The sequence below is a fragment of the Caenispirillum salinarum AK4 genome (genome assembly GCF_000315795.1).
Classification (GTDB): Bacteria; Pseudomonadota; Alphaproteobacteria; order Rhodospirillales; family Rhodospirillaceae; genus Caenispirillum; species Caenispirillum salinarum.
The window spans coordinates 44,349-69,789 of sequence record NZ_ANHY01000017.1 but is presented as its reverse complement, the minus strand read 5'-3'; the positions used below and the strand labels follow the sequence as shown (position 1 = coordinate 69,789).

The following is a 25,441-nucleotide window of genomic DNA, read 5'->3' as shown; positions in this document are numbered from 1 at the left end:
TCGTCGGCCCGATGACGGGCTCACCGGCGCGACGGGCCGCCGGTTCCGTGCGTCCACGCCACCGGCGACGGCAGCGCCGGGCGCGCCCGGTTGGGGGGCGGGTTGCGCAGCAGGGCGGTCAGCATCTTGGACAGTTGCCCCGCCGACACCGGTTTGATGATCGTCGGCGCCTCGACACCCGTGTCCCCGCGGTCGCTGTAGCCCGTGCAGTAGGCGAACCGCACCCCCTTCTTGCGCAGTCGGCGGGCGACGGCGGTCGACAGCATGCCGCCGAGATTGATGTCCAGCAGGGCCGCGTCGGGCCGCTCCCGCTCCAGCAGCGCCAGCGCGTCCTCCACGCCATGGGCGGGGCCGATCACTTCGTACTTGAGGTCCTCGAGCATCTGCTCCAGTCCCAGCGCCACCAGGACGTCGTCCTCCACCACCAGCACCCGGCGACGCGGCGGCGCGGCCGGGGGTGGCGCCGTGTCGGGGGCGGCGACGGCAGAGCCGGACGGCGACGCCGTGCCGCCGGCGGCCTCTGCCCCGCCCACCGCGTCGGGCTCCGCGTCGGGCGCGCGGGCGGAAACCAGGGCCGCCGACAGGTCGAGGCGGCAATGCAGGCCGTTCTCTGCCCAGGTGAAGGTGATCGTGCCACCCAACTGGCGGGCCACCAGCGTCTCGATCAGCATGCGGCCGAAGCCCTGGCGGGACGGCGGCGCAACAGGATGCCCCACCGCCTCCCGCCATTCCACCGCGAGGCCGCCTTCCGGCGTGCGCATCCAGGTGACGGAGAGGCTGCCGGTCTCGCCGCCCGAGAGGGCGCCGTGCTTGGCGGCATTGGTGACCAGTTCATGCAGCACGATGGTCATGGGCTGGACGGCGTCGGCCAGTATGGTGACCGCCGGGCCCTCGATCTCCACCCGCGCCGCACCGCCGCGCAGGCTGCCCAGTTCGTCCTCCACCAGCCGCTGGAGGCGCGCGCCGTACCAACGGCTTTCGGCCAGCAGCACGTGCGCCCGCGCCATGGCCTCCACCCGTCCTTCCACGGCGGCGACATAAGCCTCCATGCTGTCTGCCCGCGTCACGCGCAGCACCGACAGCACCAGGGCGAGCACGTTCTTGGCGCGGTGGTCGACCTCGCGCATCAGCAGTTCATGGCGTTCCTCGGCCTCCTTGCGGGCGGCGATGTCGACCACCGATCCGATATAACCAACAAAGCGGTCTTCCTCGAAGCGCGGCGTCGCCGTGTCCAGCTTCCACCGCCAGACGCCGTCGTGCCGGCGCGCGCGCAGGTCGATGGAGAAGGGCTCGCGCGTGCGGTTGGCGTGTTCCCATACCGCCAGCACGGCGGGGCGGTCGTCCGGGTGGATGCTCTCCAGCCAGATGTCGTCGGGCGGCTTGTCGGGATCATGGCCGGTGTAGGCGTAGTAGGACCGGCTGAGAAACACCAGACGCCCATCGGCATCGCTGAGCCAGACCGTCACGGGGGCATCGTCGGCCATGCGGCGGAACATGCGCTCGCGCTCGCGCACCTGCGCTTCCGTGCGCTTGAGGTCATCGATGTCCACCATGGCGCCCAGGATGCGCGCCGGCTTGCCTTCGCGGGTGCGGAACAGGACCGCGCGGTTGGCGTACCAGCGCGCCGAGCCGTCGGGCATGATGCTGCGGAACTCGATGTCGTAGGGCCGGCCCTTGTTGACCAGCGCCTCCACCGCGTCTCCGGCGCGGGCTCGGTCGTCAGGGTGGACCTTTTCCGCCCATTCCTCCTTGGTGAAGGTACCCTTGTCGCGCGGCATGCCCATCATGGCGAAATATTCCGGCGTGCCGGTGGCGTAGGGCTGGCTCAGGTCCCACTCGAACATGCCGATGCCGGCCTCGCGGCGGAAGATGCGGAAGCGTTCCTCGCTGTCCATGCGGTCGCGCTCCAGCCCGGCCAGGCGGCGGACCGAGACCCACGCGGCCACCGCCACGGCCCCGCCTCCCGCCGCTGCGGTCAGGGCGATCGCGGCCGGCAGTTCCAGGCCGCCCGCCGCCGCCAGTCCGCCCGCAAGGGCCCCGGCCACCAACGGGAGACCCGCCAGCGGCCCCACCCGCCGCGCCAGGGCGCGCGCCGCCGGGCTCTTTTCGGCGTGCGGATCGACGGTGGTGGATGCAGGCGGCTGCGATGGCGTGCCGGCAGCCATCCGGTTCTCCTCGACGGTGGGTGGGCGGGCGAAACCGTTGGTGTAAGGAATGTAACGGCGCGCCTCCGTCGTGGGTCGCACCGTACTCCGGCCGGTCGACCGTGTGCGCCGGATGGTCAATCCCAGCGTGCGGGCACCGCGGAAAAGGACATCGGGCACGAAAAAGGCCTCCCCGGTTGCCCGGAGAGGCCTTCTTCATCATTCCCGATCCCGCGCCGGCCCCAACGGGCACGGCGCGGTTCCGGCGGTTCGGCTTACACCGAGTAGTACATGCGGTACTCGACCGGGTGCGGGGTGTGCTCGTAGTTGTACACCTCTTCCCACTTGAGCTGGATGTAGCCGTCGATCACGTCGTCGGTGAACACGTCGCCCTTCTTCAGGAAGTCGCGGTCGGCGTCGAGCGCCTGCAGGGCCTCGCGGAGGCTGCCGCAGACGGTGGGCACGCCCTCCAGCTCTTCGGCCGGCAGGTCGTAGAGGTTCTTGTCCATCGGGTCGCCCGGGTGGATCTTGTTCTCGATGCCGTCCAGGCCGGCCATCAGCATGGCGGCGAAGGCCAGGTAGGGGTTGGCGGTCGGGTCGGGGAAGCGGACCTCGACGCGCTTGCCCTTCGGGCTGGTGGCGTACGGGATGCGGCAGGACGCCGAACGGTTACGCGCCGAGTAGGCCAGCAGCACCGGAGCCTCAAAGCCCGGGATCAGGCGCTTGTAGCTGTTGGTCGACGGGTTGGTGAAGGCGTTCAGCGCCTTGGCGTGCTTGATGATGCCGCCGATGTAGTACAGGCAGGTCTCCGACAGGTCGGCGTAGCCCGAACCGGCGAACAGCGGCTTGCCTTCCTTGAAGATCGACTGGTGGGTGTGCATGCCCGAGCCGTTGTCGCCCATGACCGGCTTGGGCATGAAGGTCGCCGTCTTGCCGTAGGCGTGGGCGACCATGTGCACCACGTACTTGTAGATCTGCATATGGTCGGCGGCGGTCACCAGCGTCTGGAACTTGGTGCCCAGTTCGTGCTGCGACGGCGCGACTTCGTGGTGCTGCTTTTCGATCGCCAGGCCCATCTCGCCCATGACCGTCAGCATCTCGGAGCGCAGGTCGTTGCCCGAGTCCACCGGCGGCACGGGGAAGTAGCCGCCCTTGACGGTCGGACGGTGCGCCCAGTTGCCTTCCTCGAACAGCTTGCCCGAGGTGTAGGGGCCTTCCTCGCTGTCGATCTCATAGAAGCAGCGGTTCATCTGCACGTCGAAGCGGACGTCGTCGAACACGAAGAACTCGGCCTCGGGGCCCATGAACACGGTGTCGCCGATGCCGGTGGAGTGCAGGTAGGCCTCGGCCTTTTTGGCGATGCCGCGCGGGTCACGGTCGTAGAGCTGACCGGTCGAGGGCTCCAGGATGTCGCAGAACAGGATCAGCGTCGGCTGGGCCGAGAACGGGTCCATGACGGCGCTGGTCAGGTCCGGCTTGAGGATCATGTCGGACTCGTTGATCTCCTTCCACCCGGCGATGGAGGAGCCGTCGAACATGACACCCTCGTTCAGCATGTCCTCGTCGATGGAGGCGACATGCTGCGCGGTGTGCTGCCACTTGCCCTTGGGGTCGGTAAAGCGGAAGTCGACGTACTTGACGTCGTTTTCCTTGATCAGCTCCAAAACCTTGTTCACGTCGGACATGATCCTGTTTCCCGTAAATATGTGTGGCCGGTTGAATGGATCCCCCCAGGGCCGCCAACCGTCGGCCCGGGTCCGGCCGGGACAGTGCTGCGCGCGCTGTGCGGCGCGTTCGCGTCGTCGTCCGGCCGGGGGTCGGAAAGCGAGGGCGCCTAGATGGCGTCGCCGCCGCGCTCCCCGGTACGGATACGGATCGCCTCCTCGACGGAGGAGACGAAAATCTTGCCGTCGCCGATGCGCCCGGTGTGGGCGGCCTGCTGGATCGCCTCGATGGCGCGTTCCGCCAGCGCGTCGTCCACCACCAGTTCGATCTTCACCTTGGGCAGGAAGTCGACGACGTATTCGGCGCCGCGGTACAGCTCGGTGTGGCCCTTTTGACGGCCGAAGCCCTTGGCCTCGGTCACGGTGATGCCCTGCAAGCCGATCTCGTGAAGGGCTTCCTTCACCTCGTCCAGCTTGAACGGTTTGATGATCGCTTCGATCTTCTTCATGGCCCCCGTTGCTTTCGCTCGTTCTATGCGTCGCGCGTCCGACCTCTGGCTTCCGCGTTCCTCGACCGCCCGCGACCTTTTCCCGGTCCGGGCGGCGGCCTCGCGCGGAGCGAGTGTGGCCGCTTCCGCCGTGGTTCGGCAACAGCTCATTATCACGCCGCGTGCCAAACAGAGAAAACGGCGGAATCCTGAGGATTTCCACAGGTCCGGGAGGGAATGTACGGGTCCTATCGCCGCCGTGTCGTGCCTAAGTCTTGGGCATAGTGATCGCCGCGCGGGCAACACCATCGGGCAGGAGGCGTCCAGCCCGGCGGAGGGGCGCATGCGACGGCTCGCGAGTCGCCCCCTGGGCCGCCGCCGTGCCGTCGTGCTAAAACCGTGGCAGTCTGTCCATCGATCGCCGGAGTGACCGCCCCGTGAAGCCCGCCAACGCGCTGTTCTCCTCCCTCGGCACCACCATTTTCGAAACCATGTCCCGGCTCGCGCAGGAGCACGGCGCCGTGAACCTGGGCCAGGGCTTTCCCGAGGACCTGGAGCCGCCGGCGGTGCTTGAGGCCGCCGCGCGCCACGTCCTGCAGGGACCGCACCAGTACCCCAGCATGATGGGCATTCCGGCGCTGCGGCAGGCGGTGGCGGCGGCCAACAAACGCTTCTACGGGCTCGACGTCGACTGGCAGACAGAGGTGATGGTCACCTCCGGCGCCACCGAGGCCCTGGCGGATTGCCTGTTCGGGCTGATCGAACCGGGCGACGAGGTGGTGCTGATCGAGCCGCTGTACGACAGCTATCTGCCCATCGTGAAGAGGGCCGGCGGCGTACCCAAGCTGGTGCGCCTGCAGCCGCCGCGCTGGGACCTGCCGCGCGAGGACCTGGCCGCGGCGTTCTCCGACCGCACCAAGCTGATCATGCTCAACAGTCCCATGAACCCCTGCGCGAAGGTGTTCGACGAGGACGAGTTGGCCTTCATCGCCGACCTGTTGCAGCGCCACGATGCCTATGCGGTGTGCGACGAGGTCTACGAACACCTGACCTTCGACGGCCGCCGCCATGTGCCGCTGATGACCCTGCCGGGCATGCGTGAGCGCTGCGTGCGCATCGGCTCGGCCGGCAAGACCTTCTCGGTGACCAGCTGGAAGGTGGGATACATCACGGCGCCGCCGCACCTGCTGGGGCCCATCGCCAAGACCCACCAGTTCCTCACCTTCACCACCCCCACCGGCCTGCAGGCCGCAGTGGCCGAGGGCCTGGGCATGGAGGACGCCTATTTCGAGGGCCTCGCCCGCGACATGCAGGCCCGCCGCGACCACCTGGCGGACGGCCTGCGCGGCATCGGGTTCGAGGTGCTGGACTGCGCCGGCACCTACTTCCTGACGACCGACGTCCGGCCGCTGGGGTGGACGGGCACGGATGCCGACTTCTGCCTGCACCTGACCACCAAGGCGGGCGTCGCGGCGGTGCCGGTGTCGGCCTTCTTCGCCGGCGAGGCGGACCGGCATTTCGTCCGCTTCTGTTTCGCCAAGAACGACGCGGCGCTGGACGAGGCTCTGTCGCGCCTGTCGGCCCATTTCGCGCGGTGAAAAAGGCGCGGGATTTCGTCGAAATCGTCCTTGACGGTCGGGCCCTTATGGCATACAAAGCGGCCCTCCCGCGATGGCGGCTATAGCTCAGTTGGTTAGAGCGCCTGGTTGTGGTCCAGGAGGTCGTCGGTTCGAATCCGACTAGTCGCCCCACATGAAAACACCCCCGTGCCTGCCGGCGCGGGGGTGTTCTCTTTTCGAGGCAGCGGCCCCGCCACCGGTGGCGGGGCCGCCCGCCCTTACTTGGCGAACGGCAGCCGAACCGTCATGCGGCAGCCGCGGGGCTTGCGGTTCTCGGCCGTCACCGTACCACCCATGGCCTGGACGTTGCGCTTGACGATCCACAGGCCCAGGCCGAAATGGCCGGCGCCGGGACGGACGTCGCCGTGGCGGGGATCGGGGCGATGGCTGACGTAGCGCTCGAACACGTTGGGCAGCACCGCCGGATCGACGCCCGGTCCCTCGTCCTCCACCCGGAAGACCACGTCCCGGCCCTCGCGCACCAGGCTGACCTTCACCGTGGCACCGGCGGGATTGAAGCTGACGGCGTTCTCGATGATGTTCTCGGCCACCGTCTCAAGCAGGTCCTCCCCGCCCAGCACATGCAGGCCCGGCGTGACCTCGGCGGTGACGCGCACGCCCTCCTCCGGGTCGTCGAAGCTTTCCGCCACCGCGCTCACCAGCACCGAGACGTCGATGCGCCGGCGCGGCGGGTCGATCAGGTCGGCCATGGCGGCATCCACCCGCCGCGCCGCCTGCACCAGCGCCTCCAGCCGGGTCAGCGCCGCGCGGGCCGTGTCAAGCGAGCGCCGCGCCCGCTGGTCGCCGACGGGCACCGTGCGATACAGCGGTTCCAGGCTCTGGGCGATGGTCGCCAGCGGCGTCTTGAAGGCGTGGGCGTTTTCCTCCGCCGCGTGGCGGATGGCATCGGCCGAGGCGCGCAGGCGCTCCACCATGCGGTCGAAGTCCGATGCCACGTCCTCAAGCTCGGGGATGCGGGCTCGGGCCTTGAAGCCGTGGTGGGCCTCGGCGTCACCCTGGGCCACGGCGCGGGCCTGCCCGGCAAAGCGGCGCAGGGACCGCCACAGAGCCCAGATGACGCCCAGCGCCAGCAGCGCGGCCAGGCCGTAGAGACCCGCGGCGTACAGCACCTGCTGCGAACGCCACGTCGGCCGCGCCAGTTGCTCGCCGATCAGGCCCGACAGGCTGTAGGAGGTGAGCAGCCCCCAGCATCCCGCCTGCGTGGTGAAGGGGGTGAGGCTGGTCAGCACCTCCTGCTCGCCGCCGGGCGTGACGTAGGGCAGGTCCAGCGGCTGACCGCCGCGGCAGCTTTCCGGCAGGGTCCAGGGCACGCCGGCCGCCACCAGCGCCAGGCGTTCGGTGTCCAGCTGGTCGGAGGGCAGCGGCGGCTGGGCGCCGATGAGGAAGACGCTGTCCTGGTCCTGCGGGCGGTAGAGCAGCCGCAGCCGCATTTCCGGCTGGGCAAGGCGCTCCAGCGCCTCGCGGGCCGTCGGCAGGTCGGCCTCCTGGCTCTTTTCCAGGGCCAGGCGCAGGCCCTCGGCGATGACCGCGCCCTGGGTGCGCACGGCGCGCAGCAGGGCCTCGCGCTTGGCTTCCTCGGCCGCGAGGAACGGCCCGACCAGCACGGCGGGCACGGCGATGAAGACGAAGGCCAGCAGCACGAGACGGGCCGCCAGCGAGGGATGACGCAGGCGGAACCAACGGCGCCGCCCGCCGCCCGACACCGGCGGGGGTGAGTGCGCCGCCGCGGCACCGGGATCGCCGCCGCGGGCGCCCACGCCAGCCCCGGCGGTCGTGCGGACCCGGCGGGTCGGCGTCGCCTCCACGTGCGGACGCACGGCGGTATCGTTGGCCGGCTCAGCCCTCGGCGCGCCAGCCATATCCGAATCCAGCATAGTTGAGAATGGCGTCGAAGCTCGCGTCGATCTCGCGGAACTTCTGGCGGATGCGCTTGATGTGGGTGCGCACATTGGCGCGATAGCCTTCGTCGCCAGACCCGGCAATGAAGCCCTCGCCCCGCACGGCGTCGTAGAGCGCCCGGTACGACAGGTCGCGGCCGGCGTTCTCCGCCAGCTTGCGGACGATGCGGAACTCGGTGATGGTCAGGTCCACCGGCTGCTCCCGCCAACGGGCCCGGGCCGACGAAACGTCCAGCGTCAACGGCCCCAGGGTCATGATCTCCTCGGGCTCGATGGCCTGGCCGACCATTCCGTTCTCCGCCCCGGCTGGCATTCCCGGGACGGGCTTGGAGCCTTCCAGGATCAGGTTGATGCGCCGCAACAGGATGTTGAAGCCGCGCCCCTTGTCCACATAGTCGACGGCGCCGTTGGTCAGGGCCGTCTCCTCGTAGAGCTGGTCGTTGAGCGTGGTGAGGAAGATCACCGGCGTCACGTCGCCCGAGGACCGCAACTGGCGCAGCACCTCGATCCCCGTCATGCGGGGCATCTTCCAGTCGAGCAGGATCAGCGACGGCGCCAGGTCGCCCTGGGTCAGGGGCTCGATGGCCGTCGGGCCGTCGGCGAAGGTTTCGACAGCGTAGCCGCTGTCCTCGAGATTGCGCCCGAGGGACTCGCGGAACAGCGGATCGTCGTCGATGAGGACTATGGTCGAGCGGTCAGTCATGCCATCCGGGGGATGAGGAAGAAGGAAACCATGGCGTTCCCGAGAGGGTACCATCAAACCATTTAGTTGACGATCTCCCAGGCGCCATCCTCCCTTCGGCAGGCGGTTCCGCTGAAAACCTCCGGCCGTCCGTCGACCGAGGCAGTGGTGGTATAGGTGCGGCAGGTGCGGCCTCCGTCGCGGAAGGTGTCCTGAGGGACCAGTCGATAGGGCGTGCCGACGCCGCTGCCGGCGGAACCGCCGGTCCAGCGGATGGCGCGGCCGTCGGGCACATGCTCCAGCGCCGTCAGGGTGCAGGCGCGGTCCACCGGGTCCATGGAGCGGCCGACCGCGCCGCCGACCAGCGTGCCGAGCAGCGTTCCGCCGATCACCGCGGCCAGCTTGCCCTTGCCCTCGCCGAAGCGGCTGCCGGCGAGACCACCGGCGGCGGCGCCGAGGACGTTGCCGATCAGCTCGCCGTCGATGAGGCTGCGGTCGCAGGTGCCGCGTCCGAAGCCGTACGGCAGGTCCCGTCCGCCGCGCTCGACCACCGTCGGCACCGGAATGTAGACGACGTCCGGCCCCTTGTGCTTGTGGCCGTGCTTGGCGCGCCAGCCGTGGGCCGGCGCCCAGGGCGGCGGCTCGGCGTTCGCCGGGGCCGCGGCCATGACCGAGCCCGCGGCCATGACGGCGGCCAGCGCAAGAGCGGCGGCGCGGCGACGGGCCTGCATCAGCGGTCGATCTCGATGTCGGTCAGGCCGCCGATGAGCGCGCCGCCGGCCCCGCCAAGCAGCGCGCCGCCGACCACCGACCCGCCGATGAGGGCACCGGCGGCGGCACCGCCGGCCGCACCCAGCGCGCCGCCCGTCAGGGCCCGCTGTTCGTCACGCGACAGGTTGGAGCATCCGGCGGTGGCAAGAACCAGCGCCGCCACGGCGGTGAGCGTCAGGCTCTTTCGGGTAGTGGTCATGGGTCTCTCGTCCAAAGGTTCCAATGAGGCGCCGTCGATCGACCGCGCGTTGATTGCAGAATGTGCGGGGCCCGCGCAGGCCACAAGTGACTGAAATCACTGGTCCTTGCTTTGTCACACGAAGCGGTAAGTCCGATGATGCCGGTCACAGCGTTGTCACCGGGGCCCGCGTATGTTGCTCTCGCGTCCATTCGGGCGCATGATCCCGGCCGGTGCCCATCCTCGACGAAAGACATATGCGCGCAGTCATTCTCCCCCTTGTCGCCGCCACCCTCGCGCTGAGTGGTTGCACGGCCCTGGACGACCTGGACCGGCGCCTGTCGGCGGCGCTGAACCCGCAGGAGCCGGCGCCGGCGCCGGTGGTCGAACCGTTCCAGCCCCTGCCGGAACGCAAGCCCACGGACGTGCCGCCGCCCAAGCGCCAGCCGGCCAAGCGCGCGCCCGCGGCGCCGGCGACTCTGGCGCCCGAGCCCGAACCCGTGCCGCCGGAACCCGAGGAGCCCGCCGACACGGCGGAGGCCGCGGCGGTGGCCGCGGCGCCCAAGCGTGGCAAGTTGCCGGAAGGGCTGGTCGGGCTGTCGGCGGAGCAGTTGCGCGCCCGCTTCGGCACGCCGGCGGAGGAGATCGAGGAAACACCCGGCGTGACGTGGCGGTACCGGCCGGAAGGCTGCGTGCTCGACATCCACCTGTTCCCGCGCGTGGAGAGCCAGGGCCTCTACGCCCTGGACGCCTCGGCCGAAACCCTGACGGTTGAGGAATGCCTGGCGGTGCTGACCGCGCCGCCCGAGGCCGAGCCGGCCGCCGCCGCCGAAACCGTGGACGAGGCGGAGCCCGACGCCTCGGAACGTCCCGATGCGGCAGCGGAGCAAGCCCCCGCGCCGGCGGATACGGCGGCGACGGAGACCGCGCCGGCGGACTGAACCCGCACGCGACATGGAACCTTTCGGCGTACCGCGCGTTCTCCTTCCCGTCCGAAGGCGCCGGGACGGCCGGGTCCACATGCGGCCAGCGTCGCCCCCAGCCTATACTTACGGTGCAGAAAGGGGATGGCAGAATACCGCAAACGGTTAGTCGCTATCCGATCGGTCCCGTGGCATGCTATAGAACATATGTCGCCCCGTGGTGTGGGGGTGGCAAAGGGGAGGTTGTGTAACGTGGCGAAAAAGAAGACCGGCAAGGACCGGCAATGCGCCGCCATTCCTTACGTGGTTCGCGACGGCGAGGTGCAGGTGATGCTGCTGACCTCGCGCGGGACCGGGCGGTGGATCATTCCCAAGGGCTGGGTGAAGAAGAAGCACACGCCCGCGGAAATGGCGGCGCTGGAAGCCTTCGAGGAAGGCGGTGTCGTGGGCGATGTGACGCCCCGGCCCATCGGCTTGTATGACTACAACAAGATCCTCAACAGTGGCGCCATCAAACCCCTGACGGTCGACGTCTACGGCCTGCGCGTGCGCTTCGAATGCCTGGACTGGCCGGAGCGGCACGAACGCAAGCGCGTATGGGTGACGCCCGAGGAGGCCGCCCTCATGGTCGCCGAGCCTGAACTGGCCGACCTGTTCCGCCGCTTCTGCAAGATCGAGCGCAAGGCCCGCGCGGCCTACCAGGGCGCCTTCGTCCCGTCGCCGGCCGCCGGCAAGATGCGCGTTTCCCCTGCTACCGCCTGACGGGCGGGTCGTACTCCAGGCCATCCAGAAAGGTCCGCGCCTTGTCCCTCAAGGCGCGGATTTTTTCGTCGCCCATCCGGTCCATGGTCTTGTGGATCATCATCATGCGCCGATTGCGCGCCGTGACCGCCCGCGTCCGAGCGATGAAATCCCAGTACAGCGCGTTGAAGGGACAGGCGTCGTCCTCCAGCTGCTTCTTGGGCGAATAGCGGCAGTGGCGGCAATAATCCGACATGCGGTCGATGTACTTGCCGCTGGCCGCATAGGGCTTTGACGCCAGCAACCCGCCGTCGGCATAGAGCGCCATGCCGTGCGTGTTGGGCAACTGCACCCATTCATAGGCGTCGGCATAGACCACCAGATACCAGGCATTCACCGCCGCCGGATCAATGCCCGCCAGCAGCGCGAAGTTGCCCGTCACCATCAGGCGCTGGATGTGGTGGGCATGGGCGTGATCGTGGGTTTCCGTCACCACCTGGCGCAGGCAGTTCATGCCGGTCTCGCCGGTCCAATAGAAGCGCGGCAGCGGACGATGGGCCTCCAACGCGTTCGTCTGCGCGTAGTCCGGCATCCGCGTCCAGTAGATGCCCCGCACGTACTCCCGCCACCCCAGGATCTGGCGGATGAATCCCTCGACCGCGTTCAGCGGCGCGTGACCGGCATGATAGGCGTCCTCGGCCCGTCGGCAGAGGTCCAGCGGGTCCAGGAGCCCGGCGTTCAGCGGCGCCGAGATCAGCGAGTGGAACAGGAACGGCTCCCCCTGCCGCATGGCGTCCTGATAGGTGCCGAAACGCGGCAGGCGGTGCCGGATGAAATGGTCGAACGCGGCCTCGGCGTCGGCGGCGGTGACCGGCATGGCAAACCCCTGCAACCTGCCGAAATGATGGCCGAAGCGCGCCGCCACCAGATCCAGCACCTCGCGCGTAAGGGCGTCGGGCGCGAAGGCGGGCGGGTCGGGCGCCTCAAGGTCCGCCGGCAAGGCCTCGCGGTTGTCCTGGTCGTAGTTCCAGCGCCCGCCCTCGGGCTCGCTCCCGGGTGTCAGCAGCAGTCCGTGGCGGCGGCGCATGTCGCGGTAGAACCATTCCATGCGGAGCGTCCTGCGGCCCCCGGCCCAGCGGCGGAAGTCCTCCAGCGGACAGAGGAACCGGCCGTCGAGGCGGATGTCCACCGGCACGCCCACGGCCTCCTGCCACCCGCGCATGTCTTCCAGCACGCGCCATTCGCCGGGCTCGGTCACCACCACCCGTGCCGGGCGGTAGCGCGCCACGGCCTGCTCGAGCCCGTGGCGGAAGGACCGCCCCTCGCCCGGTTCGTCCAGGCGGCGGTAATCGACGGTGATGCCCTCGGCCCGAAGCGCTTCCGCAAAGTGGCGCATGGCCGAGAACAGGAAGGCGATCTTGCGCGGATGGTGGGGGACGTAGGTGCATTCCTCCATCGCCTCGATCATCAGCACCACGTCGCGCGCCGGGTCGATGTCGCCGAGCGCGGCGATGGAGCGGCTGAGTTGGTCTCCCAGCACCAGGCGGAGGACAGGGGCGGCGTCGGTCATGGATACCCTTGCGCGGACTGGGGACGTGTCGGGCTTGGCGTGGGCGGGGGCGCGGTGGTAGGTGTGGGCGCCCGTCGTCCATACGGCGCCGGACCCTCTGTCAGTTCAACGGAACCCTCATGCGCCTGCAGCTTTCCACCTGGCCCCAGGTCGAGGACTACCTGGAGTCCTCCCGCGGCATCATCGTCCCCATCGGCTCCACCGAACAGCACGGCCCGACCGGCCTGCTGGGCACTGATGCGCTCTGCGCCGAGGCCGTCGCGGTCGAGGCGGGCAAACGGGCCGGAATCATGGTGGCGCCGGGCATTCCGGTCGGCATGGCGGTGCATCACATGACCTTCGCCGGCAGCATGACCTTCCGCCCCTCGACCCTGATCGCCGTGGTGCGCGACTGGGTGACGGGTCTCGCCGCCCACGGGTTCGAGCGGTTCCTGTTCGTCAACGGCCACGGCGGCAACATCCCGACCCTGCAGTCGGCGTGGTACGAAATCCACTGCGAGACCCGCGAGGCCACCGACCGCGGCGGCAAGGGCCGCGACCTGCGCTTCGCCGTGCAGAACTGGTGGGCGGGCACGCAGGTGAAGGCCTACTGCGACGAGGTCTTCGGTCCCGCCGACGGCAGCCACGCGACCTGCGGCGAACTGAGCCTCATGCATTTCCTCTATCCCGACGAGGCGCCCACCACCGCCGGGCTTGAGCCGCGCGTCGCCCCCACCAGCGCCTACCACGACGCCGAACACTTCCGCCGCGTCCACCCGGACGGGCGCATGGGCAGCGACCCCAGCCTGGCCAACGCCGACCACGGCGGCCGCCTGTTCGACATCGCCGTGACCGAGGCGCTGGGCCGCTACGAAACGCTGATGGCGGAAGAGTAAGACCGGGCGACACTTGAAATCGTATACCGGTCGTCCGGCAAGGCCGACTGGCCGCCGCGCCTTATGGCGCGTGAGCCTGCGTGGCGCCTGGAGCCGAAGGCGTGCGCGGAAGCGCGCACACCGCAGCCTCGATGATTTCAATCATCGAGGCGTATAAGACCGGCTGGCGTGAGGTCGGGCCGTCGCCTCAGGCGGCGGCCACCGCCTCCAGGAAGGCCTTGATGAGCGCGGGGTCCTTGCGGCCCTTCTCGCGCTCCACGCCCGAGGACACGTCGACGATCCTGGCCCCGCTTTCGGCGATGGCGCAGGCGACGTTGTCGGGGGTCAGGCCACCGGCGAGCATCCAGGGCACGTCGTCGCGGTCCCAGGCGCGCAGAATGTCCCAGGCGAACGGCAGGCCGTGGCCGCCGGGGCGGTCGGCATCGGCCGGCGGCTTGGCGTCGAACAGCAGCATGTCGGCGGCATCGGCGTAGGCCTGCGCGTCCTGCAGGTCGGAGGCCTGCGCGACGCCGAACGCCTTCATCACCGGCGTGGCGTATTCCAGCCGGACCTGCTCCACCCGCTCAGGGGTTTCCTTGCCGTGCAGCTGGATCATGTCCAGGCGCACATGATTGAGCACCGCGTCCAGTTCGTCGTCGGTGGGATCGACGAACAGGCCCACCACCTGCACGTCCTCGGGCATGCCTTCCACCAGCGCGGCGGCATCCTCGGGCAGGATCGCGCGCGGGCTGGGCGGAAAGAACACCAGCCCCACATAGGCCGCGCCGTGCTCCACGGCGGCGAGCATGGCGTCCTCGTCGGTGATGCCGCAGATTTTCGCGACGGCCATCAGGTTTCGTCCTCCGTGTTCCCCGCCGGTGCCGCCGGTTTGGGCAGGTCGGCGATGATGGACTGGGCCGCGCCCTCGGGGTCCTGGTGGGCGGTGATGGGGCGGCCGATCACCAGATAGTCTGCCCCGGCCTCCAGTGCTTCCGCCGGCGTCATGATTCGTTTCTGGTCGTCGGGCGCCGAGCCGTGAGGCCGCACGCCCGGACACAGCAGCTTGAAGGCCGAGCCCCGGTCGGCGCGCAGCACCGAGGCTTCATGCGGCGAGCACACGACACCGTCCATGCCGCTGTTCTGCGCCAGTTCCGCCAGCGCCCGCACCTGATCGGGGACAGGCCGGTCGACGCCGGTGCCGGCGAGGTCCTCGTCGTCCATGCTGGTCAGGACGGTGACGGCCAGCACCAGCGGACGCGGTACCAGGAATTCCTCGGCCGCTTCCGTCGCGGCGCGGGCGGCCGCTTCCATCATGACCCGGCCGCCCGCGGCGTGCACGTTGACGATGGCCGGCTTGAGCTGGGTCGCGGCGCGAATGGCGCCGGCGACCGTGTTGGGAATGTCGTGGAACTTCAGGTCCAGGAACAGCGGCGCATCGCCGGCCTTGCGCACCTGCTCCACCCCCTTGCGGCCCTGAGCGGTGAAAAATTCCAGCCCCAGCTTGATGCCGCCGACCGTATCACCGATGCGCGCGGCCATCCGGGTCGCCTTGTTCAGGTCGGTGGTGTCCAGGGCGCAAAAGACGGGATTGCGAAGAGGCGTCATGGGCGTGGGCGGTCCGATGGTGGATGTGGAACATCACCCTTACACCAGCGGGTGCCCGCCGGGCAACGGGAGGAGCCACGCTTGCGTTCCGTCGCGGCGAGCCAATATCCAGCCTAGGATCAGGGTCGTGGCCGTCGCAACGGGACGCCGCGGGTTTCGTATGCCCTGATCCTGATTTATGCGATCTTGTGCGTTTCTGGTAGATATCGTCGGGCGTACCCCGCGCACGACGGATCAATGACGTTGAGGCTGGGAGGATAGACGTGGGCAACGGAACCCTGGAGACCGCCGCGCCGACAGAGGCCAGGAGCCGGAACCGCTTCCGGGACGGCGGACGATGGATGGGGTTCGCCTCCGCCGTGCCGCCGGCCCTGGTGGCGGCCTGGCTTCTCAGCCTGCTGCCCCGCGTGTCCGAAGGCCGTCCGGTGCTCTGGGCGGTGGACTGGGCGCCGACGCTGGGCGTGTCGCTGGCATTCCGCATCGACGGGTTGGCCCTGCTGTTCGGCCTGCTGGTCAGCGGCATCGGCGTGGTGATCATGCTGTATGCGGGGTCGTACCTGAAGGGGCACGTCCACCTGGGGCGGTTCTTCCTCTACATGACGGCCTTCATGTTCTCCATGCTGGGCCTGGTGCTGGCGGACGATGCGGTGGCGCTGTTCGTGTTCTGGGAACTGACCACCGTCACGTCGTTCCTGCTGATCGGCTTCACCCACACCGACCCGAAATCCCGCCGCAACGCCCTGCAGGCGCTGTTGCTGACGGGCGGCGGCGGGCTGGCGCTGCTGGCCGGCCTGCTGCTCATGGGGCTGGAGTCGGGAACGCTGCGCCTCTCGGCCATGGACCCGGTGCTGATCCAGGGCTCGGCGCTGCTGCCCGGGATCATCGTGCTGGTCCTGCTGGGCTGCTTCACCAAGTCCGCCCAGTTCCCCTTCCATTTCTGGCTGCCCAACGCCATGAGCGCGCCGACGCCCGTGTCGGCCTACCTGCACTCCGCCACCATGGTGAAGGCGGGCATTTACCTGCTGGCCCGCCTGTCGCCCACGCTGGGCGGTGATCCGCTGTGGGTGTGGAGCCTGACCGTCGCCGGTGCGCTGACGGCGGTCATCGGCGCTGCCTGGGCGCTGCGGCAGACGGACCTCAAGCAGATGCTGGCCTGGACCACCGTCATGGCGCTGGGGGCGCTGACGCTGCTGCTGGCGGGCTCGGCACCCATTTCCCTCGCCGCCGCCATGACCTTCCTGGTCGTCCATGCGCTGTACAAGGCGACGCTGTTCATGGTGGTCGGCATCCTGGACCACGAAGCCGGCACGCGCGAGCGCGACAAGCTGGCCGGTCTGGCGCGCGCCATGCCGCTGACCGCCGCCGCGGCGGTGCTGGCGGCCTTTTCCATGGGCGGCTTTCCGCCGTTCCTGGGTTTCATCGGCAAGGAGCTGAAGTACGAGGGCGCGCTGGCGCTTGTCGCCGCGCCCGGCGTCGCCGCCTTCGGCCTGGTGCTGGCGAGCGCCGGCATGGTCGCCGTCGCCGGCATGATCGCCATCGACCCCTTCTTCGGCCGCCAGCGCAAGAGTGTCTCCGCCCGTCCCCACGATCCGCCGAAATCCATGCTGGCGGGGCCGCTGCTGCTGGCGGGCCTGGGCCTTGCCTTCGGGCTGGCGCCGGGGGTGATCTCGGGCCCGCTGGTGCAGCCGGCGGTCACCTCGGTGCTGGGCGGGCCGGCGACGGTGAAGCTGGCGCTGTGGCACGGCATCAACCTGCCGCTGGTGCTCAGCATCGCCACCTTCACGCTCGGCGTGCTGTTCTACATCTTCCGCACGCCCGTGGTCGCCGGGCTGAACGCCTTCGTCGGCCGCCTGCCCATGACCGGAGAGCGCGCCTATGACGGCTGGCTGGCCGGGCTCAAGGCCCTGGCGGCGTGGCAGACGCGCATCCTTCAGGGCGGGCACCTGCGGGTCTACATGGCGACGACGCTGGGCGCCGTGGTGGCGCTGACGCTGTTCACCCTGTTCTGGGCCGATGCCCTGGCGCTGCCGGCCGCCGGATCGCCGTCGTTGAGCATTCTGGGCGTCACCGTCGCCGTCACGGCGGCGGCGGGCGCGGCCATCGTCGTCACCACGCGCTCGCGCCTGGCCGCCATCGGCGCCCTCGGCATCGTCGGGACGGCCGTCGCCGTGCTGTTCCTCATGCATGGGGCGGTGGACGTCGCGACGACGCAATTCCTGGTGGAAACGCTGGTGGTGGTGCTGCTGGCCGCCGCCCTGGTGCGCCTGCCGCGCCTGACCCAGACCCCGCGCCGCAACCGCCGCGCCCGCCTGCGTGACGGCATCCTGTCCGTAGGCGCCGGGCTGACGGTGACGCTTGTGATGCTGGCCGTACTGGCCGAGCCCTTCGACCGCCGCGTCACCGACTTCTTCGAGGCCGCCGCCTGGCCCGAGGCCTTCGGCCGCAACATCGTCAACGTGATCCTGGTCGATTTCCGCGCCCTGGACACCTTCGGCGAGATCGCCGTGGTGGCGGTCGCGGGCATGGGCGCCTACGCCCTGCTGAAGGGTGGGATGGCGGTGCCCAAGCAGCCGATCGAGAGCCTGATCCTGCGCACCGCGACGCGCGGCCTGGCCGCCCTGCTGGCGGTGTTTGCCGTGTTCATGCTGTTGCGCGGCCACAATGATCCTGGCGGCGGCTTCATCGCCGGCCTGATCGCCGCGACGGGCTTCACCCTGCTCGCCCTCGCACACGGTGTCGGCCTGGCCCGACAGGCTCTGGGCGGCGCGCCGCGCATCGTCGCCCTGTCGGGCCTGGGCATCGCGCTGCTGTCCGGGCTGGCCGGGGCACTGGCCGGCGGCGCGCCGTTCGAGGGGCTGTGGCTGTTCCTCGGCGGAGACCCGGCCGCCGGCGACAAGGGCATTCCGCTGTCCACGGTGCTGGTGTTCGACATCGGCGTGTTCCTGGTGGTCGTCGGATCGGTGCTCGCCATCGTGTTCGGACTGGAAGAGGAGGCCTGATCCATGGACGTTGTGCTCGCCCTGCTCGCCGGGGTTCTGGCCGCCGCCAGTGTCTGGCTCATGCTCGACCGGTCCCTCGTGCGCTTCCTGTTCGGGCTCGCACTGCTGGGCAACGCCGCCAACCTGGTGATCTTCGCCAGCGGCCGCCTGACGGAAGGCGCCCCGGCGCTGATCGCCAAGGGGGCGGCGGCGCCGGAAGGCGACGTCTCCAACGCCCTGCCGCAGGCGCTGATCCTGACGGCCATCGTCATCAGCTTCGGGCTGTTCGCCTTCGCCCTGTCGCTGGTGCACCGCGCCCACAAGGACCTGGGCACCACGGACTCCGAGACCCTGACCATCGCCGAGGGGAGTGACCGTACATGAGCGCCGCCTGGCTGCTGTTCCTGCCCATCGCCCTGCCTTTCGCCGGTGCGGTCCTGGCGTTCATCGCCGGCCGCGCGGGCGACCGCCGGGCGCCCCAGTGGGTGAACGTGGGCACCACGGCGCTGATGACGCTGGTCTCGCTGTTGCTGCTGTCGGCCGTGTGGCGCGACGGGCCGCAGGCGATCCAGATGGGCGGCTGGGCCGCGCCCTTCGGCATCACGCTGGTCGCCGACATCCTGGGCGCGGTGATGGTGGTCATCACCGCCCTCTCGGGCCTGGCCGTCGCCGTCTACGCCATGGCCGACATCGACGAGGGCCGCGCGAAGCTGGGCTGGCACGCGCTGTACCTGGTGCTGCTGGCGGGGGTGACCGGCGCCTTTCTGACCGGCGACCTGTTCAACCTGTACGTCTGGTTCGAGGTGATGCTCATCGCCTCGTTCTGCCTCTTGGTGCTGGGCGGCGACAAGGCGCAGTTGGACGGCGGCCTGCGCTATGTGGCGCTGAACCTGGTGGCGACCGTCATGTTCCTCATGGCCATCGGCCTTCTGTACGGCCTGACGGGCACGCTGAACATGGCCGACCTGCACGTCACCCTGAAAACCGTGGACGCGCCGGGGCTGGTGACAACCATCGCCGTGCTGTTCCTGGGTGCCTTCGGCATCAAGTCGGCGGTGTTTCCGCTGTTCTTCTGGCTGCCGGCGTCCTACCACGTGCCGCCGGTGGCGGTGTCGGCCATCTTCGCAGCCCTGCTGACCAAGGTGGGCGTCTATGCGCTGATCCGCCTGTTCACGCTGGTCTTCACCGCCGACGTGGACTACACGCACGGCATCCTGCTGGTCATCGCCGGCGCGACCATGGTGACGGGCGTGCTGGGTGCCGCGGCGCAGAACCAGGTGCGCAAGATCCTGTCGTTCCACATCATCAGCCAGATCGGCTACATGGTGATGGGCCTGGCGCTGTACACGCCGCTGGCGCTTTTGGGCGCGGTGTTCTACCTGGTCCACCACATCATCGTGAAGGCCAACCTGTTCCTGGTCGGCGGCGTCGCTAAGCGCATCACCGGCAGTTTCGAGCTGGACCGCATCGGCGGCCTTTACAAGGCGAAGCCGTGGCTCGCGGTGCTGTTCCTCATTCCCGCCCTGTCGCTGGCAGGCATTCCGCCGCTGTCGGGCTTCTGGGCCAAACTGGTGCTGATCGAGGCCAGCCTCGAGGTGGAAGCCTGGGTCATCGCCGGCGTGGCGCTGGTGGTGGGCCTGCTGACGGTGTTCTCCATGAGCAAGATCTGGCTGGAGGCCTTCTGGAAGCCCCACCCCGACGGCGACGCCGCCGTCGGCGCCGTGGCGCTGACCCGCGGCGAGACGGTGGCCCTGGTCGCGCCCATCGTGCTGCTGGCGTCAATCACCGTCATCATCGGCCTGGCGCCGCAGCCGTTCCTCGACCTCGCCGCCCGCTCGGCGCAGGAACTTCTGGCGCCGGAAGCCTATGTCCGTGTTGTGCTGGGAGGCCTGCCGTGATCCTGTTCATGCTCAACCTCGTGCTGATGGTCGCCTGGGCGATCCTGCTCGGCAACTTCGGCTGGCTGACGCTTCTCAGCGGCTTCGTCGTCGGCTACCTGGCCCTGCTGGCGAGCCGCCCCCTCTATGGTCCGAGCCGCTATTTCGGCGCCGTCTGGCGGGTGCTGGGGCTGGCAGGGTACTTCCTCTACGACCTGATGCGGTCGTCGGTGGCGGTGGTGTGGGACGTGCTGACCCCCAGCCACCACGCGCGCCCGGGCATCATCGCCGTGCCGCTGACCGCCGAGAAGGACGGCGAGATCATGCTGACCGCCAACCTGATCTCGCTGACGCCCGGCACGCTCAGCCTGGACATCTCGCCCGACCGTAAGACGTTGTGGGTGCACGGCATGTTCGTCGACGATCCCGACGCCCTGCGGAAAAGCCTGAAGGACGGCATGGAGCGCCGCGTGATGGAGACCGTGCGATGATGATGATGGAAGACGTGACCGCCTTCGCCGAGGCCCGCCCGATCATCGCCGTCGCCGCCGTCGTCGCAAGCGTCCTGCTGGCCGCCGCCTTCGCCCTGGCCGCCTGGCGGGTGGCGCGTGGGCCCACCCTGCCCGACCGCGTGGTGGGGCTGGATACGGTCGCCCTGCTGGCGCTGTGCGTGACGGGGCTGCTGGCGCTGACCGCGGGTGCGCCGGCCATGCTGGACGCGGCGCTGGCGCTGGCACTGGTGGCCTTCCTGGGGACGCTCGCCTTCGCCCGGTTCGCCGAGACCCGGCCCGAAGCCAGCATCGGCATCCCCGGCGGGCCGGACCTGGAGGAACCCGAGGACGACGACGACACGCCCAAGGAGCACCGCCCATGATCGCCGACATCGTCATCGCCCTGCTGCTGGTGCTGGGCGCCTTCTTCGCCTTCGTCGCCGCCCTGGGCGTGGCACGGCTGCCCGACGTGTTCATCCGCATGCACGCCTCCACCAAGGCCGGCACGCTGGGCGCGGGGCTGATCCTGGCCGCCGTGGCGCTGTTCTTCGGCGAGGCGGCGGTGACGGCGCGGGCCGTCGCGATCATCGCCTTCCTGCTGATCACGGCGCCCATCGGCGCCCACATCATCGGCCGCGCCGCCTATCGCACCGGCGTGCCGCTGTGGTCGGGCAGCGTGGTGGACGAGTGGGCTGCCCGGCCGCCGGCACCCGTTGCGGCGCAAGCGAGCGATACGCCCGAGACACGGCACGAGGCCGGCCAGAACGCGCGACCCTGAGCGCCAATCCCCCGTCCCCTGCTGTTGCGAAGGGCTGCCTGCTGCCGTACCATCCGAACGGGGTAATTCGGCGGCGGTAAAAGGAGCCACCGCGGAAGGGGCGTGCAGAGGGGGACAAGGGGATGACGCAGGTCCGGCCCCGCCGATCCGTTATCAGCCGCTGGCTGGAACCGCCGCCGCATCTGGCGTGCGGCGACCAGCGGCGGCACTTCGTGCTGGCGACGTGGATGTACGTCTTCGGCGGCGGCCTGCTGGCCTTCTTCATTCCCTTCGACCTGCTCTACACCGGCTACGTCCATCACGCCGCCGCCCAGGCCGTGGCGCTGGCTGCGATCACGGTCGCCTACGTCATCTACCGCCGCAGCGGCGACGCGCGCGCCATCTCGTGGGTGAGTTCGGGAACCGTCGGCATCCTGATCGTCTTCCTGATCGCCACCGGCAACCCCTATGACGCCGTCTTCGCCTGGGCGGCGTTCTTTCCGGCCATCCCGTTCTTCATGCTGGGCGCGCGGTGGGGACTGGCCGCGGCGCTGACCTTCGTCCTCGGCCTGGGCGTCGCACTGGCGGACATGCTGGCCCGCGGCGTGCCGGGGGTGACACCCGTCGCCATCTACAACACGCTGGGCGCGACGGTCGGCATGACGGCGATCCTGTTCTACTACGAACACGGCCGCGCCACCGCCCAGCGCACCATGGAGGACGCGGCCAACACCGACTTCCTGACGGGACTGGTCAACCGCCGCCACTTTCAGACGGTGTTCGAGTTGGAGGCCGAGCGCGCCCGCCGCCACCATCGGCCGCTGACTCTGCTGCTGGTGGACCTGGACCACTTCAAGGCCATCAACGACACCCACGGCCACGACGTCGGCGACCAGGTCCTGCGCCACGCTGCCCAGCGCATGGTCGACGGCACCCGACGGCAGGACGTGGCGGGCCGCATCGGCGGCGAGGAATTCGCCCTGCTGCTGCCCGAAACGGCCGAGGCGCAGGGCGCGGCCGTGGCGGAAAAGCTGCGCCGGGCCCTGGCCGCGCAGCCCGTCGACGGGGTGCGCGTCACCGCCAGCATCGGCGTCGCGGAAATGCGCTGGGGCGATGACTGGACCGCCCTGTTCGCCACCGCCGACCAGCGGCTGTACGCCGCCAAGGCGGCCGGCCGCAACCGGGTGTTGGGCGGCGCGCCGGCGCGTGCGGCGGCGGACGCGCCCGCGCCGCAGCACCCGAACGTGGTGGACTTCTCCGCCGCCGAGTAGGCGCCCGTACCGGCCGTCAGGCCGTCAGGCCGCCTGCGCCGCCGACGCGCGCCTGCGCATCATCAGAAGCCACAGGGCCGCCATCAGCGACAGGCCGATGGGGGCGATGGTGAACAGGTTCACCGCGCTCCACCCCAGGGCGTTCTGCATGGCACCCGAGCCGAAGCTCGCCAGCGCCACGGCACCGAAGACCATGCAGTCGTTGAAGGCCTGGACCTTGGCGCGCTCCTGCGGGCGGTAGGTTTCCGTCAGCAGCGTGGTGCCGCCGATGTACATGAAGTTCCAGCCCACGCCCAGGATCACCATGGCGAGGAAGAAGTTGGCCAGATCGACGCCGGCCAGTGCGACGGCCACGCAGGCGATGTTCAGAAGCGCGCCCGTGATGATGATCGGCAGCACCCCGAACCGCTTGATGAGATTGCCCGTGAAGAAACTCGGCACGAACATGCCCAGCACATGCCACTGGATGACCCAGGCGCTTTCATTGAAGGAAAAGCCGCACATGGTCATGGCAAGCGGTGTGGCCACCATTTCCAGGCTCATGACACCGTAGCCGAACATGGCCGCCAGCACGGCGACGATGAAGGCCGGTTGCGCCGCGATCTGCTTGAACGGCCGCCCGCCCTCCTCCTCCGACGCGCGCGGCAGGGGCGGCATGCGCAGAAGCTGCAGCAGCCCGATGCAGGCGGCCGCCAGCAGCGCGGTGGCGACGTAGGAGCCCGCGAAGATCGCCGGCAGGAACTCGCGGCTTTCCTTGGCCAGTTCGCCGCCGATCACCGCGGCGACGATGCCGCCCGCCAGCACCCAGGAAATGGCGCGCGGGCGGAAGCTCTCGCTGGAGGTTTCGGCGGCGGCGAAGCGCAGGAACTGCCAGCTTGCGTTGTGGATGCCCAGCAGCACGCCGCCGGCGCAGAACAGGGCGAAGTCGCCGGTGTTCAGCGCCACCATCGACACCAGCCCGCCGGCGATGCCGAACAGTTGCCCGACGGAGAACCCGGCGCGCCGCCCCACCTTCGCCATCAGGTGCGCCAGGGGGAAGGTCGCCAGCATGGTGGCGACCATCTGCAGGCTGAGCGGCAGGGTGACCAGCGCCGGGTCCACGCCGAAGGTCGCCCCGGCCAGCGCCGAGACGGAAAACACCAGCACGGCGGTGGACATGCTCAACGCCTGGGCGGCGGAAAGCACGATCACGTTGCGCCGCATGTGGGCGGGCGCAGGGTGGGCGACGGCGGCGGTCACGGCTCCTCCGGCGGAACGGGGTCGGAAACGGGAATGGAATGGAACGCGGACCGTACATTAGAAAGATTGGAAAGTCCCGTCCCGGTCCATTCACGGCCTCCGGGCAGGTCAGGTGCGCCGCACCGCCGCCATTTCCGCCTCCAGCGCGTGGAAGCCCTCGAGGAAGGTGCGCCGCGCCTGGTCGCTGGGCAGCGGAGTCAGGGTCACGCCGGCCAGCGGCCTGGCCTTGATACCGAGGATGGGCTTCAACTCGTCCGCTGTGAAGCCGGCCAGTTGCACGGCCTCCGTCGCCGCCGCGATCTGGTCGGCCTTCTTGATCTGTTGCTTGATTTTGGGGTCGAGCCGCGCGGGCAGGCCGAAGCGGATGTGAATCGCTTCCGTCAGGCGGGCCTCCACCTCCTTGAACACGTCGCCGACCACGGCCTTGAGCGGCGTGATCAGATCGTGGGTGACGTACTCGCTGGCGTCATGCAGCTTGCCCGCCATCAGCACCCAGGGGGGCGGGGCCGGCGAGAACCCGCGCATGATGTCCACCACCAGGTCGGAATGCTGGGCGATGGACCAGGCGTGCTCGCCGATCGTCTGGCCGTTCCAGCGGGTGTTGCGGGCCAGGCCGAGGGCGATGTCCTCGATCTCGACATCCACGGCCGAGGGCTCCAGCAGGTTGAGCCGCCGGCCCGAGAGCATGCGCTGCCAGGTGCGGGGAGCGTGCTTTTGCAGAAGGCGGTTGGTGTCGGTCACGAAGCGGGGTCTCCAGCCGGCAACAGCGTTGCACTGCGGCAACACTTCATAAGAGTTTGATGTGGCGACGCCTTTGGGCGCAGGGGCGTCGTTTCCGGAAACGATCCGGCGGGTTATGGTTGCTCCCGCGGTGCCGATCAAGTCCTTGCGGCCCGCCGTAGGGGAGGATTGTATATCATGCCCGCCGTGCTGCACCGCCTGCGCGCCGTTCTCGTGCTGGTGCCGCTGATGTTTACCGCCGCCACCGGGCCGGCGGCCGGACAGGTCATCGACAGTCCGGAAAGCTGGACCGAAGGAACCTTCAACGAGCTGCGCGCCGGCCGCTACGACGGCTTCGAGACCCGCCTGCGCGAGGCCCTGGAGGCCGACCCGCGCCAGCTCACCGACATGGTCGCGCGCCTGCGCCAGTGGGCGGGGACGGACCAGGTGATCTACGTGGATCTGCTGCTGAACCAGAACTACGGCTCCAGCCTGCTGCGCCGGGTCTACCAGGTGCACTACGGCGGCCGGCGGTTCATGTTCTTCTTGACGCAGTTCGCACGCGGGTCCGACGGCTGGCTGCTGATGGACTTCAAGGCCTCCACCAGCCCGGGCGATTTCCTGGGGCCGTAAGGCTGGTTTCAGGCGTTCGCAGGCCATATTAAAACGGATGCAGATTCCTGCTTTCGAGGCTGTAAAGAAAACGGTGCACGGTCCCCCGACGGGCGCGCGGCAGGATGGTTGGCAGCGGCGGTGGAGTCCTGCTTTCGCAGGAATGACGGGTGATTTTTTGTTTCTATAACAATAAGTTAAGAACTCCGTCGCCCCTGCGGAAGCAGGGACCGATCCGCAGCTGGTGGCCGCCCCACCCTCACATCACCCCTTGCATGACTGACCAGTCAGTCACTATAGTCTCGGACACGTACCCACACCGTCCAGGACACCCAACC

Annotated in this window: 24 protein-coding genes and 1 tRNA gene; 13 read left to right on the top strand and 12 right to left on the bottom strand. The window is 69.4% G+C overall.

The genetic code is table 11. From position 1 onward, the window contains the following. Nucleotides 1–20: 20 nt before the first annotated feature. The 3 genes from C882_RS23440 to C882_RS16290 form a co-directional block, all read right to left on the bottom strand. A complete protein-coding gene (locus tag C882_RS23440) occupies nucleotides 21–2,324 on the bottom strand; it encodes a PAS domain-containing protein (RefSeq protein WP_152415373.1) in 2,304 nt (767 codons plus the stop codon). Between the two features lie 95 nt (nucleotides 2,325–2,419). Further along, complete coding sequence (gene glnA, locus C882_RS16295; RefSeq protein ID WP_009541746.1) at nucleotides 2,420–3,829, bottom strand: type I glutamate--ammonia ligase; 1,410 nt, start codon at nucleotides 3,827–3,829, stop codon at nucleotides 2,420–2,422. 149 nt (nucleotides 3,830–3,978) lie between these two features. Continuing rightward, nucleotides 3,979–4,317: a P-II family nitrogen regulator gene (locus tag C882_RS16290; RefSeq protein WP_009541744.1), complete on the bottom strand. Its 339-nt coding sequence runs from the start codon at nucleotides 4,315–4,317 to the stop codon at nucleotides 3,979–3,981. A 416-nt stretch (nucleotides 4,318–4,733) separates the two neighbouring features. Here C882_RS16290 and C882_RS16285 point away from each other — a divergent pair, with 416 nt between their 5' ends. Further along, on the top strand, nucleotides 4,734–5,894 hold the full coding sequence (locus C882_RS16285; RefSeq protein ID WP_009541743.1) for an aminotransferase: 1,161 nt from the start codon (nucleotides 4,734–4,736) through the stop codon (nucleotides 5,892–5,894). 76 nt (nucleotides 5,895–5,970) lie between these two features. Further along, a tRNA-His gene (locus C882_RS16280) sits at nucleotides 5,971–6,047 on the top strand. 86 nt (nucleotides 6,048–6,133) lie between these two features. Here the strand turns inward: C882_RS16280 and C882_RS16275 are convergent. From C882_RS16275 to C882_RS16260, 4 genes are all read right to left on the bottom strand, one after another. Next, nucleotides 6,134–7,795 (bottom strand): sensor histidine kinase, encoded by a 1,662-nt coding sequence (locus tag C882_RS16275; protein ID WP_052000190.1) that lies wholly within the window; start codon nucleotides 7,793–7,795, stop codon nucleotides 6,134–6,136. Then, on the bottom strand, nucleotides 7,773–8,537 hold the full coding sequence (locus tag C882_RS16270) for a response regulator transcription factor (RefSeq protein ID WP_009541741.1): 765 nt from the start codon (nucleotides 8,535–8,537) through the stop codon (nucleotides 7,773–7,775). The genes C882_RS16275 and C882_RS16270 overlap by 23 nt, the downstream gene beginning before the upstream one ends. Before the next feature lie 62 nt (nucleotides 8,538–8,599). Further along, nucleotides 8,600–9,247 carry a hypothetical protein gene (locus tag C882_RS16265; RefSeq protein ID WP_009541740.1) on the bottom strand — a complete coding sequence of 216 codons (648 nt, stop codon included), beginning with the start codon at nucleotides 9,245–9,247 and terminating at the stop codon, nucleotides 8,600–8,602. Then, entirely contained in the window at nucleotides 9,247–9,486 is a 240-nt protein-coding gene (locus C882_RS16260; RefSeq protein WP_009541739.1) for a hypothetical protein, read from the bottom strand. The genes C882_RS16265 and C882_RS16260 overlap by 1 nt, the downstream gene beginning before the upstream one ends. A gap of 236 nt (nucleotides 9,487–9,722) precedes the next feature. Between C882_RS16260 and C882_RS16255 the strand changes: the two genes are divergently transcribed. After that, entirely contained in the window at nucleotides 9,723–10,406 is a 684-nt protein-coding gene (locus C882_RS16255; RefSeq protein ID WP_009541738.1) for a hypothetical protein, read from the top strand. A gap of 234 nt (nucleotides 10,407–10,640) precedes the next feature. After that, complete coding sequence (locus C882_RS16250; RefSeq protein ID WP_009541737.1) at nucleotides 10,641–11,150, top strand: NUDIX hydrolase; 510 nt, start codon at nucleotides 10,641–10,643, stop codon at nucleotides 11,148–11,150. On the opposite strand, the gene C882_RS16245 is transcribed toward C882_RS16250, so the two are convergent. Beyond that, complete coding sequence (locus C882_RS16245) at nucleotides 11,140–12,699, bottom strand: cryptochrome/photolyase family protein (RefSeq protein ID WP_009541736.1); 1,560 nt, start codon at nucleotides 12,697–12,699, stop codon at nucleotides 11,140–11,142. The two genes, C882_RS16250 and C882_RS16245, sit on opposite strands and share 11 nt — an antisense overlap. A 119-nt stretch (nucleotides 12,700–12,818) precedes the next feature. Here C882_RS16245 and C882_RS16240 point away from each other — a divergent pair, with 119 nt between their 5' ends. Then, the gene (locus C882_RS16240) at nucleotides 12,819–13,574 is read left to right on the top strand and encodes a creatininase family protein (protein ID WP_009541735.1); all 756 of its coding nucleotides are present in this window, start codon (nucleotides 12,819–12,821) and stop codon (nucleotides 13,572–13,574) included. A gap of 187 nt (nucleotides 13,575–13,761) precedes the next feature. Here the strand turns inward: C882_RS16240 and C882_RS16235 are convergent, their stop codons facing one another. Both C882_RS16235 and pyrF read right to left on the bottom strand, forming a co-directional pair. Then, a complete protein-coding gene (locus tag C882_RS16235) occupies nucleotides 13,762–14,403 on the bottom strand; it encodes a phosphoribosylanthranilate isomerase (protein WP_009541734.1) in 642 nt (213 codons plus the stop codon). Then, complete coding sequence (gene pyrF, locus C882_RS16230; RefSeq protein WP_009541733.1) at nucleotides 14,403–15,158, bottom strand: orotidine-5'-phosphate decarboxylase; 756 nt, start codon at nucleotides 15,156–15,158, stop codon at nucleotides 14,403–14,405. Before pyrF ends, C882_RS16235 begins: the two co-directional genes overlap by 1 nt. Before the next feature lie 263 nt (nucleotides 15,159–15,421). Between pyrF and mbhE the strand changes: the two genes are divergently transcribed. The 7 genes from mbhE to C882_RS23430 all read left to right on the top strand — a co-directional run bounded on the left by mbhE (nucleotide 15,422) and on the right by C882_RS23430 (nucleotide 22,532). Further along, entirely contained in the window at nucleotides 15,422–18,157 is a 2,736-nt protein-coding gene (mbhE, locus tag C882_RS16225) for a hydrogen gas-evolving membrane-bound hydrogenase subunit E (protein WP_152415372.1), read from the top strand. 3 nt (nucleotides 18,158–18,160) lie between these two features. After that, a complete protein-coding gene (locus C882_RS16220) occupies nucleotides 18,161–18,520 on the top strand; it encodes a Na+/H+ antiporter subunit C (protein ID WP_009541731.1) in 360 nt (119 codons plus the stop codon). Continuing rightward, complete coding sequence (locus C882_RS16215; protein ID WP_009541730.1) at nucleotides 18,517–20,034, top strand: Na+/H+ antiporter subunit D; 1,518 nt, start codon at nucleotides 18,517–18,519, stop codon at nucleotides 20,032–20,034. The genes C882_RS16220 and C882_RS16215 overlap by 4 nt, the downstream gene beginning before the upstream one ends. Further along, nucleotides 20,031–20,504, top strand: a complete 474-nt coding sequence (locus C882_RS16210) for a Na+/H+ antiporter subunit E (RefSeq protein ID WP_009541729.1) — start codon at nucleotides 20,031–20,033, stop codon at nucleotides 20,502–20,504. The genes C882_RS16215 and C882_RS16210 overlap by 4 nt, the downstream gene beginning before the upstream one ends. Next, nucleotides 20,501–20,887, top strand: a complete 387-nt coding sequence (locus C882_RS23435; protein ID WP_009541728.1) for a monovalent cation/H+ antiporter complex subunit F — start codon at nucleotides 20,501–20,503, stop codon at nucleotides 20,885–20,887. The genes C882_RS16210 and C882_RS23435 overlap by 4 nt, the downstream gene beginning before the upstream one ends. Beyond that, a complete protein-coding gene (gene mnhG / locus C882_RS16200; RefSeq protein ID WP_009541727.1) occupies nucleotides 20,884–21,282 on the top strand; it encodes a monovalent cation/H(+) antiporter subunit G in 399 nt (132 codons plus the stop codon). Before C882_RS23435 ends, mnhG begins: the two co-directional genes overlap by 4 nt. A 122-nt stretch (nucleotides 21,283–21,404) precedes the next feature. After that, nucleotides 21,405–22,532 carry a GGDEF domain-containing protein gene (locus C882_RS23430; protein WP_009541726.1) on the top strand — a complete coding sequence of 376 codons (1,128 nt, stop codon included), beginning with the start codon at nucleotides 21,405–21,407 and terminating at the stop codon, nucleotides 22,530–22,532. A gap of 24 nt (nucleotides 22,533–22,556) precedes the next feature. Here the strand turns inward: C882_RS23430 and C882_RS16190 are convergent, their stop codons facing one another. Next, entirely contained in the window at nucleotides 22,557–23,771 is a 1,215-nt protein-coding gene (locus C882_RS16190) for an MFS transporter (protein ID WP_009541725.1), read from the bottom strand. A 108-nt stretch (nucleotides 23,772–23,879) separates the two neighbouring features. Beyond that, on the bottom strand, nucleotides 23,880–24,512 hold the full coding sequence (locus C882_RS16185) for a YfbR-like 5'-deoxynucleotidase (protein ID WP_009541724.1): 633 nt from the start codon (nucleotides 24,510–24,512) through the stop codon (nucleotides 23,880–23,882). A 177-nt stretch (nucleotides 24,513–24,689) separates the two neighbouring features. On the opposite strand from C882_RS16185, the gene C882_RS16180 reads away from it, so the two are divergent. Beyond that, entirely contained in the window at nucleotides 24,690–25,124 is a 435-nt protein-coding gene (locus C882_RS16180) for a hypothetical protein (protein WP_009541723.1), read from the top strand. Nucleotides 25,125–25,441: the final 317 nt, after the last annotated feature.

Excerpts from the sequence above, each read along its gene's own strand:
- glnA (WP_009541746.1), bottom strand. The coding sequence starts at position 3,829 with ATGTCCGACGTGAACAAGGTTTTGGAGCTGATCAAGGAAAACGACGTC.
- C882_RS16215 (WP_009541730.1), top strand. The coding sequence starts at position 18,517 with ATGAGCGCCGCCTGGCTGCTGTTCCTGCCCATCGCCCTGCCTTTCGCC.
- C882_RS16270 (WP_009541741.1), bottom strand. The coding sequence starts at position 8,537 with ATGACTGACCGCTCGACCATAGTCCTCATCGACGACGATCCGCTGTTC.
- C882_RS16265 (WP_009541740.1), bottom strand. The coding sequence starts at position 9,247 with ATGCAGGCCCGTCGCCGCGCCGCCGCTCTTGCGCTGGCCGCCGTCATG.
- C882_RS16245 (WP_009541736.1), bottom strand. The coding sequence starts at position 12,699 with ATGACCGACGCCGCCCCTGTCCTCCGCCTGGTGCTGGGAGACCAACTC.
- C882_RS16180 (WP_009541723.1), top strand. The coding sequence starts at position 24,690 with ATGCCCGCCGTGCTGCACCGCCTGCGCGCCGTTCTCGTGCTGGTGCCG.
- C882_RS16260 (WP_009541739.1), bottom strand. The coding sequence starts at position 9,486 with ATGACCACTACCCGAAAGAGCCTGACGCTCACCGCCGTGGCGGCGCTG.
- C882_RS23435 (WP_009541728.1), top strand. The coding sequence starts at position 20,501 with ATGATGATGATGGAAGACGTGACCGCCTTCGCCGAGGCCCGCCCGATC.
- mnhG (WP_009541727.1), top strand. The coding sequence starts at position 20,884 with ATGATCGCCGACATCGTCATCGCCCTGCTGCTGGTGCTGGGCGCCTTC.
- C882_RS23430 (WP_009541726.1), top strand. The coding sequence starts at position 21,405 with ATGACGCAGGTCCGGCCCCGCCGATCCGTTATCAGCCGCTGGCTGGAA.
- C882_RS16235 (WP_009541734.1), bottom strand. The coding sequence starts at position 14,403 with ATGGCCGTCGCGAAAATCTGCGGCATCACCGACGAGGACGCCATGCTC.
- C882_RS16255 (WP_009541738.1), top strand. The coding sequence starts at position 9,723 with ATGCGCGCAGTCATTCTCCCCCTTGTCGCCGCCACCCTCGCGCTGAGT.
- C882_RS16290 (WP_009541744.1), bottom strand. The coding sequence starts at position 4,317 with ATGAAGAAGATCGAAGCGATCATCAAACCGTTCAAGCTGGACGAGGTG.
- C882_RS16240 (WP_009541735.1), top strand. The coding sequence starts at position 12,819 with ATGCGCCTGCAGCTTTCCACCTGGCCCCAGGTCGAGGACTACCTGGAG.
- C882_RS16275 (WP_052000190.1), bottom strand. The coding sequence starts at position 7,795 with ATGGCTGGCGCGCCGAGGGCTGAGCCGGCCAACGATACCGCCGTGCGT.
- pyrF (WP_009541733.1), bottom strand. The coding sequence starts at position 15,158 with ATGACGCCTCTTCGCAATCCCGTCTTTTGCGCCCTGGACACCACCGAC.
- C882_RS16220 (WP_009541731.1), top strand. The coding sequence starts at position 18,161 with ATGGACGTTGTGCTCGCCCTGCTCGCCGGGGTTCTGGCCGCCGCCAGT.